We start from the raw sequence: 15,009 nt of genomic DNA, 5'->3' as shown, positions 1-15,009 counted from the left end.
AAAATACCAACGAAGTACTATGGATAAAAAGAAACAGCGTTCGCTCGCCCAGTGGCTCAAAGGGCAAAGCAAGCTTGGAAAAACCTGGCTGATGGCAGCCATTGGACTGGCGTTCTTGTCCGGTCTTTTCCTTGTTGCCCAAGCAGCTTTGCTCGCCAATATTCTCCACGACTTAATCATTGAGAAAGCCGACAAATCCGAACTTTGGCTCTCTTTTGTCGCACTCGGTATCGTTGTCTGTATTCGTGCCCTCTGCAGTTGGGGTAAAGAGCAAGCCGGCTACCGAGCAGGCGAATCCGTGCGTCTTCATATCCGCAAACTGATCCTCGATAAGCTCCATGAACTGGGTCCTGCCACGATTCAGGGCAGACCAGCAGGCACATGGGCAAGCTTGATACTCGAACAGGTAGAGGAAATGCAGGACTTTTTTGCCCGCTACCTGCCACAAATGGCCATTGCTGTTCTGATTCCCTTTATCATTCTGATTGCCGTATTCCCCTTGAACTGGGCGGCGGGTCTGATATTTCTGGTGACTGCACCACTCGTACCATTTTTCATGGCTTTGGTGGGAATGGGTGCAGCTGATGCCAATCGACGCAATTTTAAAGCACTACAGCGACTTTCCGGTCACTTCTACGATCGCCTACGTGGCCTTTCTACCATTCGCCTGTTCGATCAGGCAGAAGCCGAAAGCAATCACCTTCGCGTCGCTTCAGAAGACTTCCGCAAACGCACCATGGAAGTGCTGCGACTGGCATTCCTCTCGTCCGCCGTGCTGGAGTTTTTCACCGCGCTATCTATTGCGGTCACTGCGGTGTATTTCGGTTTCAGTTACATTGGGGAACTAAACTTCGGCCATTACGGTATGGGTATTACCCTCTTCATTGGTATTTTTGTTCTTGTACTGGCACCTGAGTTTTACCAACCACTGCGTGATCTAGGTACTTTCTATCACGCGAAAGCACAGGCGATTGGTGCTGCGGAATCCATCGTTAACTTCCTCGACTCCACACCGGAACATCAAGCATCAGGCAGTGCGAAAGTGTCTGATGAAGCGATCTGTATCAAGGCTACCGATCTCGAAGTTCTTAGCCCTGATTGTGCTGTTCTCGCCGGCCCTATCAGCTTTGAAATTCAGGAAGGTCAAAAGGTCGCGCTTGTTGGCCAAAGTGGCGCAGGTAAAACCAGTCTGATTAACGCAATCCTTGGATTTTTGCCTTATCGTGGCAGCCTGTCTATCAACGGTCTGGAACTGAAGAACGCCGATTTGGCTTACTGGCGCAAGCAGGTGAGCTGGGTAGGCCAAAATCCGCAGTTGTTCCATGGTTCAGTGAAAGACAATGTTTGCCTTGCAGCTCCTATGGCAACTGATGAGCAAATACAACGTGTAACTAAAGCAGCTTATGCTGACGAGTTTATCCAGCGACTCGAGAAGGGTCTGGAACACTCAGTCGGTGATCGTGCATCTGGGTTGTCCGTCGGTCAGGCGCAACGTATCGCGGTTGCCAGAGCATTACTTCAGGAAGGACGCTTCTGGGTGCTTGATGAACCAACAGCAAGCCTGGATGCTTCCAGCGAACGTTTAGTCATGGAAAGCCTCGACCATGCCACCAAAGACACCACCTCTTTGTTGGTGAGTCACCGCATCGACCAACTAGGCGGTTGTGACAACATTTTAGTGATGCAGCTGGGTAAACTGGTGCAACAAGGCACCTTTGAACAACTGAAACATGAAGGGGTCTTCGCCGAGATGATCCAGGCTGTCGACAGGAGCGATCTCGATGCGTGATTTGATTCCTTTCCTGAAACTCTACAAAAAGCACTGGTTCGGCTTGTCGCTTGGCATGTTGCTGTCTTTCGCGACACTGGCTGCTGCAATTGGTTTGCTGACCCTGTCAGGTTGGTTCATCGCAGCGTCTGCAGTTGCAGGCCTGCTGGCAACAGCAAACTTCAACTACATGCTGCCAGCTGCAGGCGTGCGCGGTTTTTCTATCGCAAGAACGGCTGGCCGTTGGGGCGAGCGCGTTGTCAGTCACAATGCCACCTTCAAGCTGCTGGCAGACCTTCGCATCTTCTTCTTTGAGAAACTGACGCCACTTATCCCAGGTAAAGTCGGAAACCTACGCGACGCCGATATCCTTAATCGTCTGGTGGCGGATGTGGATGCGATGGACCATGTTTATCTTCGTCTGGTCAGCCCGCTAATTGTCGGAGTGCTGGGCATTTTGAGTATTAGTGGTTTCCTGTATTGGTTTGATCCAGTTATCGGTCTCACGCTTGGTGCCATCTTGCTGTCGATGATGTTGGTGCTGCCTGTGGTGTTCTACCACCTTGGTAGGTCACATGGCATTGAAATCACTCAATCCAAGTCGCAACTGCGTATTTCTTTGCTCGACTGGCTACAGGGTCATGCCGAACTGCAAATCTTCGGCGCCGCTGATCGTTATCGCGACGCGGCAGTAGAAGCAGAGCAACGTCTTTTGTCATCACAAAGACAGATGGCGCGAATTACAGGCTTGGCAAATGGTGTATTGCTGGCAGCCAATGGCCTGACACTGGTGTTTATGCTTTGGTTGGCCGCTGATGGCATTGGTGGCGAACTGCCTAATCCTTATGTCGCAATGGTTGCATTTGCCACAATGGCAAGCTTCGAATTGATGATGCCTGTAGCCGGAGCATTCCAGTACCTGAGCCAGACAATGACATCAGCGAAGCGTCTAAACGAAATCATAGAGGCAGAGCCGGAAACGCCGTTTGATCCCATGGGCCACAACAACACAGCCAAAGGAGATATCACTTTCAGTGATGTGACCTTCTCTTACCACGGAGCCGAGCAACCCGCGGTGAATGGTATTTCACTGTCCGTGAAAGCCGGCGAAAAGGTAGCACTATTGGGCCGTACCGGTTGCGGAAAATCCACCCTGCTACAGTTGATCACCCGCGCGTGGGATCCATCATCAGGCAGCATCTGTATTGATGGTGTCGCTTTGGATACCTGGCGTGAGTCTGCTCTAAGAAGCTCAATTGCTGTCGTCAGCCAGCGCGTTGACGTATTCAATGGCGCAGTGCGTCATAACCTCTCCATGGCGAAGCCCAACGCCTCGGATGAAGAGCTAACATCCGTAATCCAACAAGTGGGTCTATCTGCTTTGCTGGAAGGTCCGGGCTTAGACACTTGGCTGGGAGATGGCGGACGCCAGCTATCCGGTGGTGAGAGGCGTCGCCTTGGCATTGCAAGAGCCTTGCTGCGAGACGCCCCTATCCTGCTGCTGGATGAGCCTACGGAAGGTTTGGATGTGAAAACAGAGCGACAAATTCTGTCTTTGCTGCTCAACCATGCCAAAGACAAAACCGTTTTGTTTATTACACACCGTCTGGTGGGACTGACCGAAATGGACAAGGTGTGTTTAATGGATGAAGGGCGAATTATCGAACAGGGCTCTCACCAAACCCTGAAAGAAGCAGGCGGTCGATACAGCCAACTGCTTCAACGAATTCAGTAAGACGTTTAAACTAAAGGGAGCATTGCTCCCTTTTTTAACAGTGAAAGAAAATACATGACGATCTATCTGCCTCCATTGGATGACAACAACCCCGACTTTTTTCCGCCCGTTTCATCGGCTCTGGAAGAACCCGATGGCTTGTTGGCTATTGGCGGAGATCTATCGCCAGAACGATTGCGTGTAGCGTATTCAAAAGGCATTTTCCCTTGGTTTGGTGAAGATGAACCGTTGCTCTGGTGGTCACCAGCGGAACGGGCAGTGATTGACCCCATCGCTTTTGTGCCAAGCCGGAGCCTCAAAAAGTATGTGCGCAAACAAGGCTACCGGGTTTCCATCAACCGGGCGTTTGAACAGGTCATTCAGCATTGCGCGCTAATCCGAGGCGAAAATCAGGTGTGGATTACACCTGAAATGCGCGAAGCTTATATCCGTCTCCACCAACTTGGTTCGGCTCATAGTGTCGAGGTATGGCAGGAAGATGAGTTGATTGGGGGGTTGTACGGCGTCAATGTCGGTTCACTCTTCTGCGGTGAATCCATGTTCTCGCTGAAAACCAACGCATCAAAAACTGCTCTTTGGTATTTCTGTGAACATTTCCGGCACCACGGGGGGAAGTTGATTGATTGTCAGATGATGACAGATCACCTCGCTTCGTTAGGCGCAAAACCTGTTCAGAGGCATGATTTCACTCTGCTGCTCAGTGAACTGAAGCACCAGATCACCGATGCATCTCTCTTCCGTTCGCAATGGATTCACGTCAATCATGGCTAGCCAATCAATACGTATCGGCGTAATGGCACCGTCTTCCTGCAGCTATCTGGCAGAGCAGGAAGAATCTGTTGCCGTGGTACTTGACCCAGAGCTTCACACTGACCGCGGCTATGGGTTTCTGGTGCAAAGTGGTTTTCGTCGTAGTGGAAACAATATATACCGCCCCTATTGTCGCGCCTGTACAGCGTGTCACTCCCTTCGCGTTGATACGTTTGGATTCATACCATCCCGTAGCCAAAAACGTCATTTGAGCCAACTGAAGCGCCTTACCGTTGAGCTTAAGGATAAGATGGACAGAGAATGGTTTGATCTATACGAGCGCTATATCTCTACCCGGCATAGAAATGGCTCCATGTATCCAGCGAGCAAGCAGGATTTCAGTTCATTTGTACAAAGTGATTGGCAGACCTCTAAGTATCTGCATCTTTATGAGAATGGGACGCTGATTGCCATTGCGGTCACGGATGTTCTCGAGAATGGATATAGCGCCATTTACAGCTTTTTTGAGCCGGAGCACCCATGGTCTCTGGGTTCACTGTGTGTTCTTGCTCAAATCAAACAGGCACGGACAAACGACATCCCCTGGTTATACTTAGGTTTTCAAATCGATGCCTGCAGTGCTATGAACTACAAACAGAAGTTCAAACCTCACCAGCGTTATGTGGCAGGAAGTTGGATAGATGGCGACCAGTTTTAGACAACAGTCCCTTGCGAGCCTACCTCTCGGTTTTCTTTAAGCCAACCGGCAGAAAAGCGACCAAACCTTAACCGATAGCTGATTTTTGCTGGTCAGTACGGATGCAAAGGGGTAAAATTCCGCCCCTAAACTTTACAGACTCAATCAATCAAGGCATTATCTGCCGGTCAAAATTTGGCTGATCGGTAGCCCAAGAGGATTAAATGGCAAAAGAAGACGTAATTGAAATGCAAGGTACCGTTCTGGATACCCTGCCAAACACCATGTTTCGCGTAGAACTAGAGAACGGCCACGTAGTCACTGCTCACATCTCTGGTAAGATGCGCAAAAACTACATCCGTATCCTGACCGGTGACAAAGTTACCGTTGAGATGACGCCTTACGACCTGTCTAAAGGTCGCATCATCTTCCGCGCGCGCTAATCCTCACGTCTCGCGAATACAAAAAACCCGGCAATGCCGGGTTTTTGTCGTTTTGAAAAACCGGACAATTATGCGTCCGGTTTTCTATTTAGGCTGGTTCCATTTCATCGCTGAAGCTGAACGTGAGTTTGTCGTTCTTCACGCCAACCTTAACCGTCCCGCCATTGACCAAACAGCCAAACAGTAGTTCATTGGCCAGATTCTTCTTCACATGATCCTGCATGACCCGCGCCATAGGACGCGCACCCATCGACTTGTCATAGCCTTTCTCTGACAGCCAAAGCTTGGCTTTGTCTGTGACTTCCAGTGACACGCCACGGGCATCCAATTGAGCCTGTAGCTCCACGATAAACTTATCCACCACCTGAAGAATAATGCTCTTATCAAGATGGTTGAACCAAATGATGTTATCGAGACGGTTACGGAATTCAGGTGAGAATACCTTCTTGATTTCCGACATTGCATCATGGCTGTGGTCTTGTTGGATCAGACCTATAGACTTGCGCACCGTTTCGGTCACACCGGCATTGGTCGTCATTACCAGAATCACATTACGGAAGTCAGCTTTGCGACCGTTATTGTCAGTCAGTGTGCCGTTATCCATTACCTGCAGCAGAAGGTTAAAGACATCCGGGTGAGCTTTTTCAATCTCATCCAGCAGCACTACACAATGCGGATGCTTGATCACAGCGTCAGTCAACAAACCGCCCTGATCGTAGCCCACGTAACCTGGAGGCGCACCAATCAGACGACTGACAGTGTGACGCTCCATGTACTCAGACATATCAAAGCGCTGAAGTTCGATACCCATAGCGCGGGCGAGCTGAACCGTCACTTCTGTCTTACCAACACCAGTAGGGCCTGCGAAAAGGAATGAGCCCACTGGCTTATTCTCTGCGCCTAATCCCGCTCGACTGAGTTTGATCGCTTCGCACAGTGCGCTGATTGCATCATCCTGTCCGAATACCAGCATTTTAAGCTTCTGCTCAAGCGACTGGAGCACGTCGCGGTCAGTAGAAGATACCGATTTTTCTGGGATACGCGCCATCTTGGCGATCATCGCCTCAATGTCACCCACACCCACGGTCTTCTTACGCTTGCTGGCTGGAGCCAGACGACAACGTGCGCCCGCTTCATCAATCACATCGATAGCTTTATCTGGCAGATGACGCTCATTAATGTATTTCGCAGAAAGCTCAACCGCGGCACGAATCGCTTTGTTGGTGTAACGAACTTCGTGGTGAGCTTCGTATTTAGGCTTCAGGCCCATCAAGATCTTAGTCGTGTCATCCAATGATGGTTCCACCACATCGATCTTCTGGAAACGACGCGCCAACGCACGCTCTTTTTCGAAGATGCTGCTGTATTCCTGATAAGTCGTTGAACCGATACAACGAAGCTTACCGCTGGATAGCAGTGGTTTTATCAAGTTGGCGGCATCGACCTGACCACCGGACGCTGCACCGGCGCCGATGATGGTGTGGATTTCATCAATGAAAAGCACCGCGTGGTCTTCTTTCTCTAGCTGTTTCAAAATGCTCTTGAAGCGCTTTTCGAAATCACCGCGGTATTTTGTACCGGCAAGCAATGAGCCTATATCCAGTGAATAGATCACGCAGTCCTGAATGATTTCCGGCACCTGACCTTCAACGATACGCCATGCAAGACCTTCGGCAATGGCTGTTTTACCGACGCCAGCTTCACCCACCAGCAACGGGTTATTCTTACGGCGACGACATAGCACCTGAATGGTGCGCTCTAGTTCTTTGTCCCGGCCAATCAGTGGATCGATACCACCCACACGGGCTAGCTGGTTAAGGTTTGTAGCAAAGTTCTCGAGACGTTCTTCACCACCACCTTCAACCGCAGCTTCATCCGACGACAAATCTGCACCAGGTAATTCTTCATCGCTGCTGGAAGACTTGGTTGTACCGTGTGAAATGTAATTAACGACATCCAGACGGCTGATGTCATTTTTCTTGAGAAGGTAAGCAGCATGCGATTCCTGTTCGCTGAAAATCGCGACCAGTACGTTAGCACCACTAACTTCGCTGCGACCTGAAGACTGCACGTGGAAAACGGCACGTTGAAGCACACGCTGGAAACTCAGGGTTGGCTGTGTTTCACGGTTATCATCGTCGACAGGGATAAGTGGAGTGGTTTGTTCAATGAATGCTTCCAGCTCTTTACGCAGAGCATCGAGATCCGCGCGGCAGGCGAGTAAAGCTTCTCGGGCCGCGACGTTTTCCAGAAGCGCCAGTAGCAGATGTTCAACTGTCATGAACTCATGACGTTTTTCACGTGCTCTTGCAAATGCCCCATTAAGGCTTGCTTCGAGTTCTTTGTTTAGCATAAGGCACCTCCCTCAAATACCACATTATGGTGTGCCGGAGAAAAACCGGGTTTGCGACTTAGGCCTTCTCCATTGTGCACAACAGTGGGTGTTGATGTTCTTTCGCATGCATCATTACTTGTGCGACTTTCATCTCGGCAACTTCCGCAGTGAATACGCCACAAACAGCTTTACCTTCGTAATGCACCGTAAGCATCAGCTGTGTTGCTTTCTCTATATCCATAGAAAAGAACCGCTGCAACACCTCCACTACAAACTCCATGGGGGTGTAATCATCATTATTCAATACCACTTTGTATAATGATGGCGGTTTTACCTTGGTTTCTTCCGCTTCCTTTACATCGGAATCCGGAACTATCCATTCGTACTTTTTACTCATAAGGGATTACAATCTTTAAGGTAGCTCAAGTGTTTCTTATAAAACAACTATTTATACGTCAGAATCATAGATTGAGACATTTAACACAAGAATCTCTACCACTATTTAAAACGTAATCCACAGATTGTATTCCAGCAACCGTTTCATTGCTACGGCGCGCTGATTTTCGCCTGCAAATCACCACATAAATCACGCTCACTCCCCTATCTACTATCAGACCGCCATCATAGTCACTCAATTTCACTTCAATATCTGGCATTTAGCAAAATCGCAATGTCAGCTTTTCCATACATAAAAATTCAAAATTATTTGGTCTCATTTTTATCAAGGTGTCTCGAAGTATCAAAACTTAATTTGCTAGATGAATGTTTCGGGATTTCATATTGCGTTTGGAAATATCGAATAATGGGTGTATTAACATATTAATTCGCAAGGAGTGATACCACTGGCAACACCCTAGTTTTACTCATAATATTCCTGTTGGTATGACCACCCCGTTGAGCCACAAGAAGGGTTCTCGTTGATGGAGTTGTAAATTAAGCCCACCAATCAACCTCTTAACGAATAAACTTTCGTTTCATTAATGAAACTCAGTTTACAAAAATGATACCCCCATCATCCTTCTGTCAGAACAATAGCCATTTTTATTAAAATGTTGTTATATGGGGGCAAGCAGGCTTGACTGTCTAAATCTTTCTACTAGAGTGGGAATTGAAGTAAAAACATACTGCATCAATTACTTCTGAGTAACGTGATTGCACGGGTTGGTTTTACTCATAGTTATGCAATTTGAATGCAAGAGGGATGTTTCGCATGGCAACTGGTACAGTTAAATGGTTTAACAACGCTAAAGGGTTTGGGTTCATTTGCCCTGACGAAGGTGATGGCGATATTTTCGCGCACTACTCCACAATACAAATGGACGGCTACCGCACGCTAAAAGCGGGTCAGACTGTGAACTACGAGGTACAGGAAGGTCCGAAAGGTTACCACGCCAGCCAAATCGTTCCTGTCGAGAACGAAGCTTTAAAATAATAGTGTTGCTATAAACTTTTTCGCTGCCGGAAGGTCGAGAATTGAAAGAGCGAACGTTACGTTCGCTCTTTTTTATTTGCGCTGATCATACCCTGAGCCCCTCACCTACTTCCCTTTATTACAATACTCCAACTCTTTCACTACCTGGTTTCACCCGTTCGACTGCCCTCATGCCTCAGAGTCGATAACATGACTGTTAAATCACTGAAAAATTGAAACTATTCCCAACTGTGGAACTCATTGCTGTGCAGATATACGAGTACATTGAGATAGCGTCATTCTAGTGCCGTAAGAGCACAACATGATGTTTGTTGGAGGACCTATGAAGACAAAAATCTATTCAACTGTACTAACCCTAATCTTACTCTTTTCATCCATCACCCATGCTTCCTTTATCGACTTTCAGAGCGAACAATGGGTAGACAATGCCCTGACGAATAAGATCGCCCAATACTCACTGACCGGCGACCCTAGGGAGCATCGCACCATCCCTTCCATTAACACACCAAAAGCGCAGCTCGGGAAACTGCTGTTTTTTAGCAAAATCCAAAGCGGCAACTTCGATACAGCTTGCGTTAGCTGTCATCATCCCACGCTCGGGGGTGCAGATGCCTTATCGATAGCTATAGGTGTAGACTCCGTCAACCCAGACTTACTGGGGCCAGGTAGACAGCATCGCTCAACGGCTGTGAATTATGATGGTGGACCCACTATGCCGCGTAATGTGCCCACCTCTTTCAATCTGGGGTTCTGGGACCGCCATCTATTTCATGACGGGCGAGTTGAAGCACTTCTCCCTGTGCCGTTTCAGCACGGGGCGATTGGCCCTATCAGTACGCCTGACTCGGGAATAGGTAATCCTGACAGTGATGCAGGTGCCAATCTTTCCCATGCGCAAGCTGGTTTTCCAATCACACCACACGAAGAAATGAGGGGTTTTTCATTCGCACAGGACAAGAGCAATCAAGAAATCCGCGACTTAATTGCTGCCAGGCTACGTGGAGAGCTTGAGCCACTGAGTATCAATCAATGGCCAACCTTATTCCGGCAGACTTTTAACAAACAGGATGCGCCTTTAGAAGAGGTGATAAACAGCGCGACGATTCGCGAAGTTCTGGGCGAATACATGCGCTCCCAGTCTTTTGTAGACAATAGATGGTATCAATATATCAAAGGCGACAAGGCCGCCTTATCCCTACAAGAAAAACGAGGGGCATTAAAGTTCTTCGCTGGCCGCTTTGAAGGTGGGTTCGATTGTCAATCATGCCACCAAGGCGATTTAATGACAGATGAAGGATTCCACAATATCGCCATGCCACAAATTGGCCGTGGTAAAGAAGATGGTGAAACGGGTACCCATGACTTTGGCAGATATAGGGAAACTTTACTCTTCCGCGATGCTTATGCCTTCAGGACTCCCTCATTGCTGAATGTAGAAATGACTTCTCCCTACGGCCACAGCGGCGCTTTCAATACGCTGGAGGGAGTCATCCGGCATCATATGGACCCATTTTATTCCGGCGTACTGTACACCTACGATGGCCCACAGCCCAATATTCAGCAGGCAGATCGTAGAGCAAATACCTATGAAGCACTTTGGACCATGTTCTTCCAACAGGCGATGGGCCTGAGTAAACTCAAATCACCTTACTTCTACGGTTCGACCGACATTAACGACTTAGCATCCTTTCTGCGAGCGCTCACTGACCCCTGCACTCAAAACCGTGAATGCTTAGAACCCTGGCTGGTTGATGACGACATTGACCCCGATGGCTTGCGTGTCCACGCTGTCGATAGCAATTTAAACCCGCTCTAAAACAAAAAACCCGGCATAAGCCGGGTTTTCAATCAATCGAGAGCCAAATTACATTTGGTCGATCATGTCTTGTGCGAACTCAGAACACTTACGCAGGGTTGCGCCGTCCATCAGACGCTCAAAGTCATAGGTCACAGTCTTGTTGCTGATCGCTTTTTCCATTGAGCTGATGATCAGGTCAGCGGCTTCAGTCCAACCCATGTGACGCAGCATCATTTCAGCAGACAGGATCAGTGAACCTGGGTTCACTTTGTCCTGACCTGCGTACTTAGGTGCAGTACCGTGAGTTGCTTCGAACAGTGCAATGCCGTCGCCGATGTTTGCACCAGGGGCAATACCAATGCCACCAACTTGTGCAGCAAGCGCATCTGATACGTAGTCACCGTTCAGGTTCATTGTTGCAATCACATCGTACTCCGCTGGGCGAAGCAGGATTTGCTGCAGGAATGCGTCTGCGATAACGTCTTTGATGATGATCTCTTTGCCCGTGTTCGGGTTTTTCAGAGTCATCCATGGACCGCCGTCCAGCAGCTCAGCACCGAATTCTTCTTTCGCTACTTCGTAACCCCAGTCTTTGAATGCACCTTCGGTAAACTTCATGATGTTACCTTTGTGCACCAGAGTCATCGAGTCACGCTCGTTGTCGATGGTGTACTGGATAGCAGCACGAACCAGACGCTTAGTACCTTCTTCAGATACTGGCTTGATACCAATACCACACTCCTCGTCGAAACGGATTTTCGTTGCACCCATTTCTTCTTTAAGGAATTTGATGACTTTGTCTGCTTCTGCAGTGCCAGCTTTAAACTCAACACCCGCATAGATATCTTCCGAGTTTTCACGGTAGATAACCATGTCAGTCAGTTCAGGTTGTTTCAGAGGGCTTGGCACGCCATCGAAGTAACGTACTGGACGTGCACAGATGTACAGATCCAGTTCCTGACGCAGTGCAACGTTCAAAGAACGGATACCACCGCCAACAGGGGTAGTCAGAGGGCCTTTAATAGCAACTTTGTATTCACGAATAAAATCCAGTGTTTCAGTCGGCAGCCATTGGTCTTCACCGTAGACTTGAGTCGACTTCTCACCAGTGTAGATTTCCATCCAGGAGATCTTACGGTCACCGCCATAAGCTTTTTCTACTGCCGCATCTACAACTTTGAGCATTGCAGGACTAACGTCAACACCAATACCATCACCTTCGATGTAAGGGATAACTGGGTTGTTAGGAACGACCAGCTTGCCGTTTTCTACCGCAATTTTCTCACCAGCTGGCACGACTACTTTACTTTCCATTTAATTCTCCTAGCGTCCATTTGTTATTTTGCGCTCACCAAACAGAACAATTTTCTGTCGCACTTCGACGCACTTTTAAGTCTGTAGCACGTCAGTTAATTGTTCTGTCTGGTACATACCCAAGGTCAACGGGCATAACATGCGGGCAAAAGAATACTGTAATTCCCGCAACACGCCAATCACATAATTCCATGTATAATACCAAGGTCTCATTTGTTACCAGACCTGATTGACACGACTTAATGACGTTTAAAACCACACCTAAAAGAGGCACTAAACCGCCGTCTTCAAAGCCGAATTTCCGACGCACTTCACGCCGACGCACTGATAAACCATCGCGTCCGAAAGGGCCGACGAAAGTTATTCTATTCAATAAACCTTTCAACACCCTGACACAGTTCACGGGCGAGCCGGGGGATTCGACCTTGGCCGACTTCATTCCAGTGAAGGACGTTTATCCTGCTGGACGCCTCGATAAAGATAGCGAAGGCTTGTTGGTGTTAACCAACGACGGCATTTTGCAGGCACGCCTGACCCAGCCACAATCCAAGTCCGCCAAAACTTACTGGGTACAGGTAGAAGGTGAGCCTTCCGAAGAATCGCTGAAGACTCTTCGTGATGGTGTGGAGCTTAACGACGGCTGGACACTCCCTGCTGGCGTGGAAGTCATGGCTGAACCCGCTATTTGGGATCGCAATCCACCTATTCGCCATCGTCCTTCCGTGCCGACAACCTGGCTAGCCATCACGCTGACAGAAGGCCGAAACAGACAGGTTCGCCGAATGACCGCTGCAGTGGGTCACCCCACCTTACGTCTGGTGAGATACAAAATGGGCAACTGGACCGTCGATGACTTGCAACCCGGTGAATGGCGTGAAGTGCCACCACCAGCACGCAATTAAATTGTGACTCACATCTCATCTGTAACCGCGTAAAGGTTTCTGTTAAACTCTGCCCCCGATTTTATTGGAGCTAGAAATTTCGTCATGTCAGATAACAGCAGCAAAAAAGTTATTGTCGGTATGTCCGGCGGCGTCGACTCCTCAGTGTCCGCCTACCTACTGAAGCAACAAGGCTATCAGGTAGAAGGCCTTTTCATGAAAAACTGGGAAGAAGATGATAACGACGAGTACTGTTCGGCAGCGGAAGATCTGGCCGATGCACAGGCCGTGTGTGACAAGCTGGGGATTACCCTGCACACCATCAACTTCGCCGCAGAGTACTGGGACAACGTGTTCGAGCACTTCCTGACCGAATACAAAGCAGGTCGCACACCGAACCCGGATATCCTGTGCAACAAAGAAATTAAATTCAAAGCCTTCCTCGAGTTCGCCGATGAAGTGCTGGAAGCCGACTACATTGCGATGGGTCACTACGTGCGCCGCACTTTCCCGACTCAGGAAGGCGAAAAAGCACAAATGCTTCGTGGTCTTGATAGCAACAAAGACCAAAGCTACTTCCTATACACACTGAGCCACGATCAGGTCGCGCGCAGCTTGTTCCCGGTTGGCGATTTGGAAAAGCCTGAAGTTCGCCGCATTGCCGAAGAGCAAGATCTGATCACCGCGAAGAAAAAGGATTCCACTGGCATTTGCTTTATCGGTGAGCGCAAGTTCACAGACTTTCTGTCGAAGTACCTGCCAGCGCAGCCAGGTATCATTGAAACCGTTGATGGCGACGAGATTGGTGAACACCAGGGCCTGATGTACCACACTTTGGGTCAACGCAAAGGTCTTCACATCGGTGGCCAAAAAGGTGGCAACGGCAACGAAGCGCCTTGGTATGTGGTTGATAAAGACGTTGAACGCAACGTACTTATTGTTGCTCAAGGTCACGACCACCCTCGCCTATTCTCAAAAGGCTTGGTGGCAGGCCAACTACACTGGGTAGATCGTGAAACGATTACCGAACCATTGAAGTGCACCGTAAAAACGCGATACCGCCAGCAAGACATATCATGTACCATCGAACCCATTGATGGTGACCAGATCAAAGTGATTTTTGATGAACCGCAATCGGCGGTGACTCCTGGTCAATCAGCGGTATTCTATAGCGGTGATGTTTGCCTGGGTGGCGGCATCATCGAACAGCGTATTTAAGGAGCACTCATCTGTGGCTAATACTTTGTTTGATCGTACCATCGCGTTCGCAGGTATCTGTCAATCCGTCAAACTGGTTCAGGAGATAGCACGCAAGGGAAGTTGTGATTACGACGCTCTAAGTGCCAGCTTGAACAGTATTATCCTCACGAATCCGTCTTCAACTTTGGAGGTTTTCGGCAATGAAGAAAACCTCACCATTGGTTTGAACACACTGATTAATGAATTAGATAACAGTCCGGGTGGCAGTGAGCTTACCCGTTATCTGATCAATCTCCTCGCGTTGGAACGCAAGCTGTCCGGTCGCCGTGACAGCCTTGCGCAACTTTCGGATCGTATCGAAACTGTCCAGCGTCAGGTTCAACACTTTGAACTGCTCGATGATCAAATGATCAGCAACCTTGCCAGTATTTACCTCGACACCATCAGCCCTCTAGGCCCACGTATTCAGGTAACCGGTAACCCTGCCCAACTGCAACAAACTGGCGTACAACACAAAGTACGCGCCCTGTTGCTTGCAGGTATCCGTGGCGCAGTGCTTTGGCGTCAGGTAGGTGGCAAACGTCGCCATCTTATCTTTGGCCGCAAGCAAATGATCGAGCAAGCCAAAATCATCCTAGCCAGAAATTCGTAATATT

General features: G+C 48.9%; 13 protein-coding genes. 10 read left to right on the top strand and 3 right to left on the bottom strand.

The window, feature by feature from the left end:
* Nucleotides 1-19 precede the first annotated feature (19 nt).
* From cydD to infA, 5 genes are all read left to right on the top strand, one after another.
* Nucleotides 20-1,789 (top strand): cysteine/glutathione ABC transporter permease/ATP-binding protein CydD, encoded by a 1,770-nt coding sequence (cydD, locus tag RN22_RS14040; protein WP_046305242.1) that lies wholly within the window; start codon nucleotides 20-22, stop codon nucleotides 1,787-1,789.
* Nucleotides 1,782-3,503, top strand: coding sequence for a cysteine/glutathione ABC transporter ATP-binding protein/permease CydC (gene cydC / locus RN22_RS14035; RefSeq protein WP_046305240.1), 1,722 nt, complete (start codon nucleotides 1,782-1,784; stop codon nucleotides 3,501-3,503). Before cydD ends, cydC begins: the two co-directional genes overlap by 8 nt.
* A 54-nt stretch (nucleotides 3,504-3,557) precedes the next feature.
* Entirely contained in the window at nucleotides 3,558-4,274 is a 717-nt protein-coding gene (aat, locus tag RN22_RS14030; RefSeq protein WP_046305237.1) for a leucyl/phenylalanyl-tRNA--protein transferase, read from the top strand.
* Nucleotides 4,267-4,971 carry an arginyltransferase gene (locus tag RN22_RS14025; RefSeq protein WP_046305235.1) on the top strand — a complete coding sequence of 235 codons (705 nt, stop codon included), beginning with the start codon at nucleotides 4,267-4,269 and terminating at the stop codon, nucleotides 4,969-4,971. The genes aat and RN22_RS14025 overlap by 8 nt, the downstream gene beginning before the upstream one ends.
* A gap of 203 nt (nucleotides 4,972-5,174) precedes the next feature.
* Nucleotides 5,175-5,393 carry a translation initiation factor IF-1 gene (infA, locus tag RN22_RS14020; RefSeq protein WP_002539157.1) on the top strand — a complete coding sequence of 73 codons (219 nt, stop codon included), beginning with the start codon at nucleotides 5,175-5,177 and terminating at the stop codon, nucleotides 5,391-5,393.
* Nucleotides 5,394-5,481: 88 nt separating this feature from the next.
* On the opposite strand, the gene clpA is transcribed toward infA, so the two are convergent.
* A complete protein-coding gene (gene clpA, locus RN22_RS14015; RefSeq protein WP_002539155.1) occupies nucleotides 5,482-7,746 on the bottom strand; it encodes an ATP-dependent Clp protease ATP-binding subunit ClpA in 2,265 nt (754 codons plus the stop codon).
* A gap of 58 nt (nucleotides 7,747-7,804) precedes the next feature.
* Nucleotides 7,805-8,125, bottom strand: coding sequence for an ATP-dependent Clp protease adapter ClpS (clpS, locus tag RN22_RS14010; RefSeq protein WP_002539153.1), 321 nt, complete (start codon nucleotides 8,123-8,125; stop codon nucleotides 7,805-7,807).
* 813 nt (nucleotides 8,126-8,938) lie between these two features.
* Here clpS and cspD point away from each other — a divergent pair.
* The gene (cspD, locus tag RN22_RS14005; protein ID WP_002539152.1) at nucleotides 8,939-9,160 is read left to right on the top strand and encodes a cold shock domain-containing protein CspD; all 222 of its coding nucleotides are present in this window, start codon (nucleotides 8,939-8,941) and stop codon (nucleotides 9,158-9,160) included.
* A 322-nt stretch (nucleotides 9,161-9,482) separates the two neighbouring features.
* Nucleotides 9,483-10,976, top strand: a complete 1,494-nt coding sequence (locus tag RN22_RS14000; protein ID WP_046305267.1) for a cytochrome-c peroxidase — start codon at nucleotides 9,483-9,485, stop codon at nucleotides 10,974-10,976.
* 48 nt (nucleotides 10,977-11,024) lie between these two features.
* Here RN22_RS14000 and icd read toward each other — a convergent pair whose 3' ends face one another.
* Nucleotides 11,025-12,272: an NADP-dependent isocitrate dehydrogenase gene (gene icd / locus RN22_RS13995; protein WP_002539149.1), complete on the bottom strand. Its 1,248-nt coding sequence runs from the start codon at nucleotides 12,270-12,272 to the stop codon at nucleotides 11,025-11,027.
* Nucleotides 12,273-12,514: 242 nt separating this feature from the next.
* On the opposite strand from icd, the gene RN22_RS13990 reads away from it, so the two are divergent.
* The 3 genes from RN22_RS13990 to hflD all read left to right on the top strand — a co-directional run bounded on the left by RN22_RS13990 (nucleotide 12,515) and on the right by hflD (nucleotide 15,005).
* Nucleotides 12,515-13,174 (top strand): pseudouridine synthase, encoded by a 660-nt coding sequence (locus RN22_RS13990; protein ID WP_002539147.1) that lies wholly within the window; start codon nucleotides 12,515-12,517, stop codon nucleotides 13,172-13,174.
* Between the two features lie 84 nt (nucleotides 13,175-13,258).
* A complete protein-coding gene (mnmA, locus tag RN22_RS13985; protein WP_046305232.1) occupies nucleotides 13,259-14,371 on the top strand; it encodes a tRNA 2-thiouridine(34) synthase MnmA in 1,113 nt (370 codons plus the stop codon).
* A 13-nt stretch (nucleotides 14,372-14,384) separates the two neighbouring features.
* The gene (gene hflD / locus RN22_RS13980) at nucleotides 14,385-15,005 is read left to right on the top strand and encodes a high frequency lysogenization protein HflD (protein WP_002539144.1); all 621 of its coding nucleotides are present in this window, start codon (nucleotides 14,385-14,387) and stop codon (nucleotides 15,003-15,005) included.
* Nucleotides 15,006-15,009: the final 4 nt, after the last annotated feature.

It is taken from the genome of Grimontia sp. AD028 (genome assembly GCF_000973155.1).
GTDB classification, from domain to species: Bacteria; Pseudomonadota; Gammaproteobacteria; order Enterobacterales; family Vibrionaceae; genus Enterovibrio; species Enterovibrio indicus.
Note: the sequence above shows the minus strand (reverse complement) of the source record. Positions and strands in the feature narration are given on the sequence as shown.

Bases quoted from the DNA above. Each gene is read 5' to 3' on its own strand.
- cydD (WP_046305242.1), top strand. From the start codon at position 20: ATGGATAAAAAGAAACAGCGTTCGCTCGCCCAGTGGCTCAAAGGGCAA.
- cydC (WP_046305240.1), top strand. From the start codon at position 1,782: ATGCGTGATTTGATTCCTTTCCTGAAACTCTACAAAAAGCACTGGTTC.
- aat (WP_046305237.1), top strand. From the start codon at position 3,558: ATGACGATCTATCTGCCTCCATTGGATGACAACAACCCCGACTTTTTT.
- RN22_RS14025 (WP_046305235.1), top strand. From the start codon at position 4,267: ATGGCTAGCCAATCAATACGTATCGGCGTAATGGCACCGTCTTCCTGC.
- infA (WP_002539157.1), top strand. From the start codon at position 5,175: ATGGCAAAAGAAGACGTAATTGAAATGCAAGGTACCGTTCTGGATACC.
- clpA (WP_002539155.1), bottom strand. From the start codon at position 7,746: ATGCTAAACAAAGAACTCGAAGCAAGCCTTAATGGGGCATTTGCAAGA.
- clpS (WP_002539153.1), bottom strand. From the start codon at position 8,125: ATGAGTAAAAAGTACGAATGGATAGTTCCGGATTCCGATGTAAAGGAA.
- cspD (WP_002539152.1), top strand. From the start codon at position 8,939: ATGGCAACTGGTACAGTTAAATGGTTTAACAACGCTAAAGGGTTTGGG.
- RN22_RS14000 (WP_046305267.1), top strand. From the start codon at position 9,483: ATGAAGACAAAAATCTATTCAACTGTACTAACCCTAATCTTACTCTTT.
- icd (WP_002539149.1), bottom strand. From the start codon at position 12,272: ATGGAAAGTAAAGTAGTCGTGCCAGCTGGTGAGAAAATTGCGGTAGAA.
- RN22_RS13990 (WP_002539147.1), top strand. From the start codon at position 12,515: ATGACGTTTAAAACCACACCTAAAAGAGGCACTAAACCGCCGTCTTCA.
- mnmA (WP_046305232.1), top strand. From the start codon at position 13,259: ATGTCAGATAACAGCAGCAAAAAAGTTATTGTCGGTATGTCCGGCGGC.